Raw genomic sequence first — 13,577 nt, 5'->3', positions numbered from 1 at the left:
ACCTATTATCCTATCTCCTTTAACACCCGTAGTCCTTCAAATGCATTATTGACCGCGGCATAAGCACCAATCTGCTTTGCAAATCCTTCACTTACATTAGGACCACCAATAATCACCGGTGTATCAAGTCCGTTTTTTCTCAATAATTTTATCACATTCCCCATTTCAGGCATTGTCGTTGTCAGAAGTGCACTCAAACCTACCGCAATCGGTTTATATCTTTTAACTGCCTCAACGATCTTTGTAGTATCAACATCTTTACCTAAATCAATAACTTCATATCCTGCGGACTCTAAAACCATTGCTACAATATTTTTGCCAATATCGTGTATATCACCCTTTACCGTCGCTAGCACTATTCTTTTCTTTTTGCCCCGTTGCTCCGATACCCCGGTCCCCCGCTCCAATCTTTTTTTAATTAACCCAAGTACCGCCTTTGTTGCCTCAGCGGATTTCATCAAATCAGGGATAAAAAATATACCCTTCTCATAATTTTCACCGACTTTTTTCATTGCATTAAAAACATAATGGTCTATTATCTTCTCAGAGGGAACATTGTCATCAAGTAATTTTTTTGTTTCATTTACTGCCAATTTTACATCACCATCAATTATTGCTTTAATCAAATCTGTTTCAGGAGCAAAAATTTCAGATTTTTCTTTTTTTGTCTCAGTTTTTACGGGACTGAAGTCCCTACTCTTTTGAGAAATTTCTTTTGCCCATCTGATATACTCATTGATATCTTTCTTAAGAAGCGCACGCGCTGACCGATAGGTCTCCATTACCTTCGGGTCAAGTGGATTTATTATTAAGAAATTTACACCAGAATTTATTGCCAGGGTTACAAGTGTTGAATTCAACAAACTTCTCTCTGGTAATCCAAATGAAACATTTGATATGCCCAATATTGTTTTAAATCCTTTTTTGTGTAAAACTTCAACCGTCTGCAATGTTTCAGAAATCTGTGCGGATTCGGTAGCCGCCGAAAATACCAGCGGGTCAAAGATTAAATCTTCCAATGGAAATTTCATTTTTTTCGCTACTTTTATTGTAAGCTTAACATTCTTCATCCGTTCATTGAATGTCCGTGGAATTTTTTTACCCACAAGCGATATCACTGCCTTAAACCCGAATTTCTTTACAATCGGCAAAAATCTTTTTAATTCTTTTTCCCGCGCAGGTATTGAATTGTAAACGCCAATACCTGGATAGACCATCATCGCCTTTTCTGCTGCGGAAAAGTTTTGTGTATCAATAAAAACAGGTAGTTTGCAGCTCTTTAAAACTTCCCATAGACATCTCAATAATGTCTTACTCTCATCAAGTTCAGGAACAAAGGCATTTATGTCAATGGCATCTGCACCTGCATCTTCTTGAGTTTTTGCTTCATTCCCATAAATCGTATAATCACCTTTTAATAGGCTTTCCTTCAATTTTTTTCTACCTGATGGGTTTAAACGTTCACCAACAACTATGGCTGTATTATTCTCAACCCTTGCAACTTTCTGGGATGAAGCAAGATAAAATACTTTTTTTTGTGCGGGAAAACGAACAGCAACATTTTTACTTTTAGATATTAATTTTATATACTCAGGAGTTGTGCCACAGCAACCACCGATCAAACGCACACCGGATTTAATAAAATCATTAAAATACCCGGCGAGTTCGGAATCAGAGATTGAATTCTTTACTCTGCCATCCTCAATCGTAACCTTACCCGCATTTGGCTTTGCAATGAGTGGTAAAGTTGTCACTAACCGCATTTTTTTCAAAACTTCTATTGCAGTCTTGGGTTCTGTGCAATTCACTCCGATAGCCTTTGCCCCGAGTTTTTCAAAGGTAATAGCAATTGATTCGGGTAATTCACCAAATATCGTCCGACCGTTTTCCTGAAATGTAAAACTCACAAAAATATCTTCAGAAAAATTTCTTGCTGCAAGGAATGCGGATTTTGCCTCAATTATAGAATTGAAAGTTTCAATTAAAAATGATTTTACACCCGATTTATAAAATGTTTTAAAAATTTCATAATAGATCCTGTAAACTTCTTCAAATTCACCATCACCATAAGGTCTAATTAAAATACCCAGGGGTCCCACATCACCTAATACAAACCCCTTATTCCCTGCTGCCCTAAAAGCTATCCTTATCCCTGACTTTATAATCTTCCTGTAATCTTCTTTAAAATTTATCGGATTGGCACTGAATGTATTTGTTAAAATTACATCACTACCTGCATCAATATACGCCTTTTGTAATTTATATATTGCGTCGGGATTTTTCAAATTCAAACTTGCTGGTGGTTCTCCGGGTACCAAACCTTTATCAAAAAGATTTGTCCCTGTAGCACCATCAAGTATAATGATTCTTTTCTTTAGCAATCTATCAAGAAAATTCATACGGATATTTTATATAATTTATACAATATGTCAATAACACCAGTTATTGACACGACCATACATCGTTTATATAATGCTTAATTTAATCTAAATAAAACTTGTAGTGGCAGACCTTGGTCTGCAATAATCAATGTCGAGCAAGCTCGACCACTACGGGGTAAAATGATTATCTGTAGTGGCCGAGTTTACTCTGCAATAATCAATGTTGAGCAAGCTCAACCACTACGGGGTAAAATGATTATCTGTAGTGGCCGAGTTTACTCTGCTAAAGGCGAGCAAGCTCGCCCACTACATAATTGGATGGTTTGTTGTAGTGGCAGACCTTGGTCTGCAGATATTTGAAAGCCGAGTAAACTCGGCCACTACATTTAATCTATATTGATATCTTGGCAATAATAATTAAAGGGTAGTTTAAAAACGAAAAATAATTTGAACAAAAGCGATGAAGATCCGGGTTATTGACACCAAATATAATATCCATATAATCACAAAATGGCAGATATTACGAAGGGTGTCCGTTCATTCACACTTGGAACTGCAATCAGTCGTGTAACAGGATTATTCCGTGAAATGGTCTTTGCCTTCCTTTATGGTGCAAGTACTTCTACCGATGCATTCCAGGCATCCTTTCGTTTGCTTGATTTATTCCGGGACCTATTCGCTGAAACAACCCTATCTTCAGCAATTATACCGATATTGACCGAGGAAAAAAATAAAGGCAAACAAAACCAGAATTTGCTCGCCAGTAATATTTTTAATCTTCTCTTTATTGTTGTTGGCATCATTACAGTATTATGCATAATTTTTGCTCCTTATCTTGTTCGCATTATCGCCTTTGGATTTGGAAATATCCCCGGTAAATTTGACCTTACGGCAAAGCTCGCTCAAATCATAATACCATTCCTTCTATTTGTCGCTTTTTCTGCCTGGGCAATGAGTTATCTTAATACTGAAAATAAATTTTTTATTCCTTCTGTTGCATCTGCCTGGTTCAATATTTTTTCAATAGTTGTTCCCATCATTTTATATAATTATTTAATCAATAAGGGCATTGACCCCATTTTCGGTATGGCTTATGGTGTTCTGGCTGGCGGTTTGATACAATTCGGTTCTCAAATTCCTGCGCTTATCAAAAATGGATTTCGCTATCACCTATTTCTCAAACTAAGCGACCCCGCAATAAAAAAAGTAATATTTCTTTTCATTCCGGTTGCACTCGGACTTGCAAGTTCAAGGATAAATGTAATGGTGGATACAATTATGGTATCTTTTCTTGAAGAAAGAAGTATGACCTGGCTACATTATGCCTTTAGAATAATGCACCTTCCTTTAGGACTCTTTGGAATTGCAGTCGGTGCAGTCGCACTTCCTTCCCTATCAAAACTTGTGGTTGAAAATAATTTTGAAGAAATGCGCAGAACATTGCTTGGCTCATTAAAACTCGTATTTTTATTAACAATTCTCAGTTCGGTATTTATCATCTTTTTCTCCCACCCTATCACACGGATTATTTATGAACGTGGGAAATTCAATGCATTTGACACATCGGCAACTGCCTCAGCATTGATATTTTACATTATCGGCGTTCCTTTTGCCTCAGGATTACGCAATGTTGCGTCTGCCTTCTATGCATTAAAAGATTCAAAAACTCCAATGTATGTGAGCCTCGGAATGATTGCGGTCAATGTTTTTTTGAACTATATTTTAATGAGGCTTATGAGTTTTCGCGGAATAGCGCTTGCCACATCTATATCTGCCTTTCTTAACTTTATAATTTTATTTAAAATACTTCCCAAAAAAATTGGTAGTTTTGGAATAAATGAATTACTCAAATTTATTTTGTTGATTTCAATCGGTTCGGTAATAAGCAGTTTTATCGGAATAATTGTTTTTAACCATTTTAATAAAACTTTTTCGCCCAATCTATTAATCCAAATAATTGCCCTGTGCATTGCATGTTTTCTTACAGTGGTTACATTCTATTTTTATTGTAAGATTATAAAAATCAAAGATGCCACAAAAATTTTAAAACAACTTTTCAAAAGATAAAATTATGGAGTAAATTTTATTCCTACCTGATGGGCATTTGAAAATTGTGTGTAGACAAAAGAATAACCAAGTTCGTATTCTTCAAAAGTAATAGATAAACCGCCAGAAAACTGACAATCAGATACCGAAGGCTTTTCAATATAAGTCGCAGGTTTGATATACCTTAAACCTGAAAAAATAGTCAGATTTTCATATTTATACGATAAGCCACTGCTCAATTCAAGATCCCTACCCCTTGCCTCAATAAAAATTGCAAAATCATCAAAGAAATCATATTTAATCCCTATCGCAAAAATGAACGGGATATTTACTTTATGAATAATTTCACCACCGATATTATCAATCTTCACCCCGAAGGAAAAATTACTAACATTAAATATTAAACCACTCCCCACCGCAATGCCCATAAATGTAACCGAATCAATCCTTGATTGAAAACTTTTAATACATATTCCGGCTGGACCGAAACTTCTTCCAAGCCCAATGTTTAAGTCATAAGGCGAGAATCTGTTTGTAGGGATACCGTATTCATCATAGCCCTGGATATCTCCATAATCAAGATAATAAATGCCCAAAGCATTATTTTTATATGAAGCGCCGAATGTTATCATATCGGTTCCATAAAGCCACCTGCCGATGATAAAATTAAATTTAGTTCTAAAATTTATCGCCGGATTATGAAAGACCGATAATCCTTCATCAACGAGTGTTGTTATTCCACCCATCCCATTTGATTGAATACCGGCATAAATTTTTGTAGAATTATCAATATAAATATTCAAAATAAAAAACAAAATCATTTTATCACCGCGAGTTTGGTGCGATAATAATACTGATTATATTTGGTTTCAATCTGGATATGCACGAAATAAATGCCGACATTAAGTTTATCATTACTTATGGAAACCATATAGGGATTAGAACTCTCTATTTCATAAATCCGTTGTCCAAGAATATTTGTAATGGTGACTTTCGCCATTTTGAAATGTTCTAAATGCGGAAGTTTTACATATGCCTGTCTGCGCATTGGATTGGGATAGATAGCAAGTTCTTTAATCTCCATTTGAGTATTATACCCATCCATAATAATTACCGACACAGGCAGGTGGTCGGATGCAAAATAAAGTGCCCTTGCTATTTCATCAGGCACAGCATAATTCACACCACTATTAATTGATTTATTAAAATGTTTCCCATCATTTCCGAAAACTGTGTAAGATTCTGCGGGTAGAAAAAGCCCGGCAGTGTCTAAAAAGTTTGGTGAACATAAAACGAGGTCAAATCTGTCATCAAGCCCACCCCCAGCACCTCCATCAGGAAGTTGCTCATTCCTTGTTGATTGTGTATGGGCATAGGCATAAGATTGATTATCGTGCCAAACCCCTGAAAATGCTAATAAATCACGCAGTCCTCTCGGACTTGTTTCAATGCTATCAATTAGTTTGCAATATCCTGATTCATTGTAATAAAAATTAAAATCGCCCATAACAAGATATTCAGTAGAATCAGCGAGAGAATCAAGATGGCTTCTTAATCTTATTGCCTCCTGCAGTCTTATTAATTCACACTCGGCGTCTGCCTTAAGATGAACAGAAAAGATATAAAATTCTCTTTTTGAATCCTTCATTCTAAGACGGTATCTTGCTATATCTCTATTTGCCGTTGGAATATAAATAGCATCAACAAATTCAGATTTTGAACGACGATAAAACAAGCCATTGTCTGTATCTGGACCATCATTAAAAGGTGCACTTGAAAAATCATTCTGCTCATAGTTCAAGACCGAATCGCGGAACAATTCCATTCCAAATTCACTCTGCATTTCCTGAACAACAAGGACATCTGGCTTTAAATAATCCATTATCTGACGATAATATTTAATCCGTTCATAACCCATTGTATTGGGGAAGTTTAATAGATTATATGTAGCAATTTTAAGTTGCCCCGAATTGCCTGAAGAAAATAGTAGAATTGATAAAAAAAATATCGCCGTGATTTTTACAGGGCAGGAACAAAGTACCCCAATATTTTTTTTGCTCATTATTTATTTACGAGAGAGATCAACAATTCTTCCTTCTATTTCTTTATCTATTGGAGAATTTTTTCTAATGTAATCTGCAATTATATTGCGCAGATATGTAAAAGTCTCCTGAATATCTTTTCCCTCTTTAAAAATAGCATAATCACCACCGCCGCCCGCAAGGAATGAATTAGTTACAACAAGGTATTCTTTTTCAGGTTTTATCAAACTGCCATCATAAAGTCTTACTTCAAGAATCCTTTCATTTATCGGATTTTTAGAATTATATTTAAATTTTATCCCTGAAACCTGGAATATTGCATGTCTGCCATTAACTCCAACTTCCAGAACTTTTTTTACCTGTTCTCCGTTCATTTTCATCAAGACCGCGGTGTTGGAAAGCGCATCAACATAATAACAATCTTTATAGGTTATCTCCCCTTTTTTAAGATTTGCCCTTATGCCACCTGAATTATGGATTGCTATATCAGCATTGAAATATTCACGCATCGCATCGGTAATCAAATTACCCATTGGTGATTCTTCAAAACCAGCACGGGTCAAATCTCTTTTTGCATAACCGATAACTTCGTCAAATCCTTTTTTGGTATCCTGTTCCCATTTGGTTAACATATTGAGTAATATCGTATCAAGTTCTATTTCATCACTCAATAAGTCTATTAGTTCACCACGGTAACCGATTATCCTTTTTGTTTTCTTATCAATCTTCAAATCAAGAAAACCTATACTTGTAAGATGGCTATAATTCTGACAGATTATGGTATGATTGATTGAATCCTCATAGGGCTCCTCAAGTGCAGTAGAACTATGAGAACCGAATATGACATCAATTCCTGGAACATTTTCAGCAAGCCTTTTATCGTGGCGTAAACCTATCCCGGTCATTCCAAATATCAAATCAACGCCTTTGGATTTCAGTGTATCAACAAATCTCCTTGCAGTTTCAATCTCCGGTAAAACTGCGTGATTTTTAAACCGCTCAGGCGTAGTCATTCCCTTCATATATTCTGTGAGCAGTCCAAAGACACCGACTTTTAAATCACCGAATTCAATAATTGTATATGGCTTTAAATATTCAACATTTTCTTTTGTATCTTCATAAACAATGTTACTGCAGATAAATTGTGCATTAACACTCTTTACAATATCCTTGAACACATCCACACCCATATCATAATCATGATTTCCAGGAGAAAGCAGGTCATAACCACAATAATTGAAATAATCAACCACCGCCTTGCCTTTAGAAAATTCTCCTATAGGCGAGCCAACAAACATATCACCAGTATCAAGAAGTAAAAATCCATAGCCCAGACTATCTGCCTCTTTTTTCTTTTCTCTTATCAAGGTTGCTGCACCAGCCGCATTGCCAATTGGTGGTGGAAAGTATGGATTTATCCACCAGGCAGTACTGGGTAAAAGCCCACCTTCTATGTCATTTGTATAGAGAATATAAATGTGTTCAGGAACACTTGCAAATAGAATATATGTTAGTAAACAAAATAACATTATAATTTAAAACCAAATGAGAGAATGTAGTGAATATTTGTCTCATCAAATATGTATTTTTCTTCAATCCCCAATCCACCAAAATCGGTATTTGCATAATCCCTTTTGCCTAAAGAGAAACCCACATCAAAACAATAATTTTTAAATTGCCCACCAAGACCGAGGGTTAAATTCGTTGTCCATATGGCATTCTGATTATAATCAGGATAAAGGCAAAATCCATATCTAACAGCATAATTATACAGGACAGTATGTTCAACCCCGAATTTATAAAAATATATTGCCTCATCCCACATTTTATAATTTATCTCCATGGCAAACTTTGTTGGTATACGATATGGAGGTTGGTAATAAAAGCCTATATTATGACCCATAGGATATTCAAATGTATCACTTTCTGCAAAAACCTTAAATTTATTTTCAAGGAAATAGGCGATTCTTATATAAAGTGATGGTGCATAAATTATTCCGAATTTGAACCCAGTCCCTGATAGATTTTTTGAATCACGCTTAATTGAATCCCCGGCAGCAGGGTATATTGTTTTTAATTCACTATTTATCGCACCATAAATAAAATCACTTTCAAAACCCATACTCACACCTTTATAACTAACCCCAACCATTGGCGCCAGTGCGTTGACTGCCCCAGTATATTTATTATCAACAATCTTGACAATCTGATAAAAATTATCACGATAGGTCTGGTTGAAGTAATATCTGAAATCATACATACGATAGTGTTTTACACCCAAACTAAAAAATTTTATCGGCACAATTACACTTGCCGGTCCAAGGTCTAAAAATGAAGTCTGACACACCGAAACTGTGGATATACCAATGTTATTTCCGTATGAATCATAGACCCTTAATCCCCTCTTTTCTGTTCCTTCATATAAAAATCCACTGAAATTTATCTGGATTTTTTCACTTAAACCAATTGTTGCTGGATTGAGACCATTTTCAAGGATAGTAGTATTTCCACCAACTCCCAGTGAACGGGCATCATAATAAAATACAAAGTCCCCCTGACTTAATACACCAGGCAGGGTAAAATGCAAAATAAATAATAATAGCATTTAATCCATCTTAGGGCACGAGAACTGCTGCTGCGATCACCGTTGTCCAGAGTCCGTATTTGTCTCCAATTGCAGTCTGGGTTATGTTCATGGTCTTCACAATTTTTGTAGAAATCTTCCAGAGTTCTTTCCTTTCGTCATAACTTGTATCCGGATCAAAAGGTACACCAAGGGTTGTAGCAAGCATCTGCGCGGCAAGGTCTTCTGCCTTATCCCCTGCCTTGTTTTCCGTTTCCCCATATGAGTGATATTCAGAAAGATAACCATACTGATTTCTATCTGCAGGAACAGCAACACCAATACTTGCGGCAATTAATCTATGTGGTTCATTCGTACTACATTCTGATACAACAACATAAACAATTTCACCTGGTGATAAATACTGCAAGCCCTTCGCCTTTGAAACGAGTTTTGCACCCGGGGGTAAAATACTTGAAACACGCACAATATTAAAAGGTGCAATGCCGGCATCCCTCAATGCTGACTCAAAACTTGCAAGTTTCTCTTTATGTTTTCCTACACCTTTTGTTAAAAACACTCTTTTTGGTATCATCATTTTTTTCCTTTTCCATCTGGAGCAGACCAGATTTGAACTGGCGACCTTCTCGCTGCGAACGAGACGCTCTCCCAACTGAGCTACTGCCCCATAAAAAATTTTAAGATTATAACAAAAATTTATAAAATGTCAATAATAAAAAAACAAAAAGCCCCTCTTATCATAAGAGGGGCTAAAGTTTATTTCTGATTATTTTACTGCAACAATACCGCCTTCTGGGTTACAATCCGATTCCCATCATTGATTCTCAAGACATATATCCCTGCGGGTAATTTTCTTCCGCTATTGTCGTTTCCGTTCCAGGTAATTGTAGAATTATTTACAATTATAGATTGTGCAGTGACAAATTTCCCGGATAAATCATAGACATAAAGTTCTATATTCTTACCATTCAATTCAGGGCTCAAACTGAGAGTCACCTTTTCTTTAAATGGATTCGGGTACAATTTCATTTTGCCCAATTTTGTTGATTTTGTTTCGGAAATTCCAATTATCGGGTCTCTTCGTGATGCATAAATCTCAATCCCATCGGTCCCTGAATTCCTCGTATCCTCCCAGACCGAATGGACATAAGCAGGCGTAAACAGAAGTGCCGTTGCGTGATAAGAATTATTTGCTGATGCATTATCAGTTACGACTTCAGGTGTCTGCCATGTTCCATCCTGACCATACCAGATTGAGTAATTAAAACGCACTGTGTTGCCCCCGTAAATATAGTTGCATCCAACCGTACTCCCAATTCCATGCAATCTTGGATATGTTTCATTGCCGGGGTCATTGGTAATATTAACTAATGTTGTTCCCCAGGTTGCACCATAATCAGTAGAGTAGTTAAAAAGAATATCGTTATTTCCGCTTCCCACATCCGCCTGAATTGCTATATATGCATAACCCTGATTGCAATACACCGATGGATAACGGTCGTTATTTGGGTTATTTGTTGACCAACCATAGAAATAACCTGAGCCATTTAGGGTATCAAGATACCATACGACATCCCAATCGTTACCTGTGGCATCAAAATATTCAATGGCGTGAATGAGAATTGTATCGGTTCCTGAAACATCAAGGCCGATTGAGGTCATCCCTGGATTTCCTCCAGGTGGACGAATTGTAAAACCATACCATGCAGCACTGTCGTGCGAGTAAATGCAGAATACACTGTCATTATCCCCGGGACGATCCACAGTATATTGGGCAAAAAGCAACTGATTCCCATTACCCCAGCTCACACATTCAGGATAAAACCTGTAAGGAATATTGAAAATACTGAACCCAAAAAGACTATCAGGGTTGTTATAACAAGTGGCACGCGAACGCATAAAAGCAGGAATATTTATATATGTACCACCATTGAGTGTTCCCCAGAGCCAGATTTTTCCGTCATTAGTGACTGCAATTTCGGGATTGAATTCAGTATATGCGGTGTTATTTACTCTGTAGACACGGTTATCCCATGTTAAACCATTATTAGTAGAGCTTGCTATACCGAAACCAGCGCATGCAGGGTTTGCATTCCAGTTTGTCGTATATGCGACATATATCCGTCCATTGGGACCCACTGCCATTGATAGCATTGAGTCACTTCTGTTGTAAACATCAGGCACCTGAACACCCGCACTCCAGGGCGGGTCACGATACATTAACCAAGGTGGGACTGTTGATACACCGGTATTTATACATTCAAGTTTTTCATTCAACTCAATCGGATGTATCTGCTCCACATCTACCTTGATTTTACCTGCGGGGGCAACACCCAACTGTCCCGCAAAGGCACACATTAAAAAAAGATAAAGACACAGACCAAATATCTTCATAGAACCCCCTTTCCTATGGTCATTTATTGCCAACTAAACTTAGCAACTAAATTTGAATTAATGACCAAAACTACAATATTTTTGCCACACACCCCAATACAATTAAATTATATTGAAAAATCCTTTATTGTCAAGACCCATCAATATAAAGAACATCACCAATTGGGTTTTCTCTTCTCTAAAAACGCCTTCATCCCTTCTTTTGCCTCTTCAGTAGAAAATAAAATACTGAATGCCTCGGTTTCATAGGAATTTGCAGTCTGTAAATTTGAATCAATACCGCGATTCAAAACGGTCTTGGCAATCTTCACCGCATTTGGACCTGCATTTTCAATGATTTTCTTTGCAATATTCTTTGCCTCTTCAAGCAGATTATCCGCAGAAACGACCTTATTAACTAAACCAATGTTATATGCCTCTTGTGCGTCTATCAAATCACCGGTAAATATCAACTCCTTTGCCTTACCAATACCAACCAGCCGTGCAAGCCTCTGTGTTCCAGCATGCCCGGGTATTAAGCCAAGTTTAACTTCAGGTTGACCGAACTTAGCCTTTTCTGAAGCAATTCTAATGTCACATGCCATTGCAATCTCACACCCAGAACCGAGTGCATAACCATTTACTGCGGCAATCACCGGTTTTTCCATATTCTCAATGAGAGATAAAACCCTCTGCCCTATCTGGCTATATTCCCTTGCTGCAAGTGAATCCATCTGGGCGAGTCTTGAAATATCTGAACCTGAAACGAACGATTTACCTTCGCCAGTAATAATTATGACCCGCACATCTTTGTCATCATTAAATTCTTTCATTGCGGATTCAATCTCAAGTATTGTTTCGGTGTTTACTGCATTTAAAACTTCAGGCCTGTTTACTTTTAAAATTGCAATCTTGTCTGCAACCTCCACAATTATATTTTTATAAGCCATTTTGCCTCCTTTTGAATATCATCTCATATGTAAAACTATATCCTAAAAAATCACAAAGTCAAGCAGAATAGTACCTGAGTCCTCCTCACTTTTTCCTCCTCCTTTGATGGGGGAGGATTAAGGTGGGGGTGATAAAAAGTTTGTCATTTTTGTCTTACCACATTGCTGGGAATATTTGCAGGAAAAGACCTTAGCATTGCATAACTCATTGCATTAATTTGTTAATGTCATTAAATTTGGACCGTATAAACTTCTTAATGCTCCGTTTCTATATCAATCCTCTTCGCCTTCAACGATAACCAGTATCCCGGGAACAAATCAAAAGAAAGATAAATACTCTTCCAGTTTATTGGAAAGTCATTAAATCCCGGGTCATCAACATTAAAGAACAACCTGCTATCTGTTCTCAATGCATTAAATCCTATGCGGAAACTCAAAAAATAATGTGTAACACCAACACCAAAATCAATCAACATTCCATTCTGAAGTCCCCAGGCGCTGAAGCCTGAATATAAATATGTAACCCACGGCGTAATCTCAAGCGATTTTCTATGGGCTGCGAATGGCACAAAATAGATGTATGCTGGTGCAATGAATCCGGCAAGGGCGACACTATCCGAAGAAAAATCTGCATTATGTATCACCCTGAATCCTTTTGTACCAAGACCAAAAAATTTATAAATAACCGCAATATCGCCTATGCGGTAATCAATATGACCCGGTGCTACTGCACTCGCACCCGTGGGATTAAAAAACAACCGCCAGGTCGTATAATATTTCTGTGCGTAGCCAATACAAAAAATTAAAAACAATGAAAGAAAAACAGCAAGCTTTTTCATACTTAAGTATAGCACAAAATTAAAAAATGTCAAGCATGCATTACTGGGACCTTCAATATTTTTATAGAATACGACCTTTAGTTTTAATAAAACTTATAGAAATTACCTAAAAACTTAGTGGGAGACCCTAATCCGCATCAAAAAATGTAGTGGCAGACCTTGGTCTGAAAAAAACCTGTAGTGGCAGAGTTTACTCTGCAATAATCAATGTTGAGCAAGCTCAACCACTACGGTGTAAAAAGATTATCTGTGGTGGCTGAGTTTACTCTGCTAAAGGCGAGCAAGCTCGCCCACTACATAATTGGATGGTTTGTTGTAGTGGCAGACCTTGGTCTGAAAAAAACCTGTAGTGGCAGAGTTTA

The 13,577-nt window shown here is 36.9% G+C and carries 10 protein-coding genes and 1 tRNA gene; 1 reads left to right on the top strand and 10 read right to left on the bottom strand.

Features of this window, described 5'->3' with window-relative positions; all coding sequences use genetic code 11:
- Positions 1-5: 5 nt before the first annotated feature.
- A complete protein-coding gene (locus tag ABIL69_09805) occupies positions 6-2,399 on the bottom strand; it encodes a homocysteine S-methyltransferase family protein (protein ID MEO0124278.1) in 2,394 nt (797 codons plus the stop codon).
- Positions 2,400-2,891: 492 nt separating this feature from the next.
- Here ABIL69_09805 and murJ point away from each other — a divergent pair, with 492 nt between their 5' ends.
- Positions 2,892-4,448 carry a murein biosynthesis integral membrane protein MurJ gene (murJ, locus tag ABIL69_09800; GenBank protein ID MEO0124277.1) on the top strand — a complete coding sequence of 519 codons (1,557 nt, stop codon included), beginning with the start codon at positions 2,892-2,894 and terminating at the stop codon, positions 4,446-4,448.
- A gap of 2 nt (positions 4,449-4,450) precedes the next feature.
- Here the strand turns inward: murJ and ABIL69_09795 are convergent, their stop codons facing one another.
- The 9 genes from ABIL69_09795 to ABIL69_09755 form a co-directional block, all read right to left on the bottom strand.
- Positions 4,451-5,248 carry a hypothetical protein gene (locus tag ABIL69_09795; GenBank protein MEO0124276.1) on the bottom strand — a complete coding sequence of 266 codons (798 nt, stop codon included), beginning with the start codon at positions 5,246-5,248 and terminating at the stop codon, positions 4,451-4,453.
- Positions 5,245-6,489 (bottom strand): endonuclease/exonuclease/phosphatase family protein, encoded by a 1,245-nt coding sequence (locus tag ABIL69_09790; GenBank protein MEO0124275.1) that lies wholly within the window; start codon positions 6,487-6,489, stop codon positions 5,245-5,247. The genes ABIL69_09795 and ABIL69_09790 overlap by 4 nt, the downstream gene beginning before the upstream one ends.
- Before the next feature lie 3 nt (positions 6,490-6,492).
- Positions 6,493-7,998: a 5'-nucleotidase C-terminal domain-containing protein gene (locus ABIL69_09785; protein MEO0124274.1), complete on the bottom strand. Its 1,506-nt coding sequence runs from the start codon at positions 7,996-7,998 to the stop codon at positions 6,493-6,495.
- Positions 7,998-9,074, bottom strand: coding sequence for a hypothetical protein (locus ABIL69_09780; protein ID MEO0124273.1), 1,077 nt, complete (start codon positions 9,072-9,074; stop codon positions 7,998-8,000). Before ABIL69_09780 ends, ABIL69_09785 begins: the two co-directional genes overlap by 1 nt.
- A gap of 10 nt (positions 9,075-9,084) precedes the next feature.
- Positions 9,085-9,627, bottom strand: coding sequence for an arginine decarboxylase, pyruvoyl-dependent (locus ABIL69_09775; protein ID MEO0124272.1), 543 nt, complete (start codon positions 9,625-9,627; stop codon positions 9,085-9,087).
- 20 nt (positions 9,628-9,647) lie between these two features.
- Positions 9,648-9,720, bottom strand: a tRNA-Ala gene (locus tag ABIL69_09770).
- Between the two features lie 104 nt (positions 9,721-9,824).
- Positions 9,825-11,447: a T9SS type A sorting domain-containing protein gene (locus tag ABIL69_09765; protein ID MEO0124271.1), complete on the bottom strand. Its 1,623-nt coding sequence runs from the start codon at positions 11,445-11,447 to the stop codon at positions 9,825-9,827.
- 155 nt (positions 11,448-11,602) lie between these two features.
- Positions 11,603-12,376 (bottom strand): enoyl-CoA hydratase-related protein, encoded by a 774-nt coding sequence (locus ABIL69_09760; GenBank protein MEO0124270.1) that lies wholly within the window; start codon positions 12,374-12,376, stop codon positions 11,603-11,605.
- 254 nt (positions 12,377-12,630) lie between these two features.
- The gene (locus ABIL69_09755) at positions 12,631-13,215 is read right to left on the bottom strand and encodes a hypothetical protein (GenBank protein ID MEO0124269.1); all 585 of its coding nucleotides are present in this window, start codon (positions 13,213-13,215) and stop codon (positions 12,631-12,633) included.
- Positions 13,216-13,577 lie beyond the last annotated feature (362 nt).

The organism is candidate division WOR-3 bacterium (assembly GCA_039802005.1).
GTDB lineage: Bacteria > Hydrothermota > Tepidihabitantia > SM23-42 > JAOAFX01 > JAOAFX01.
The sequence above is the reverse complement of the archived record's forward strand: the minus strand, read 5'-3'. Positions and strand labels throughout refer to the sequence as shown.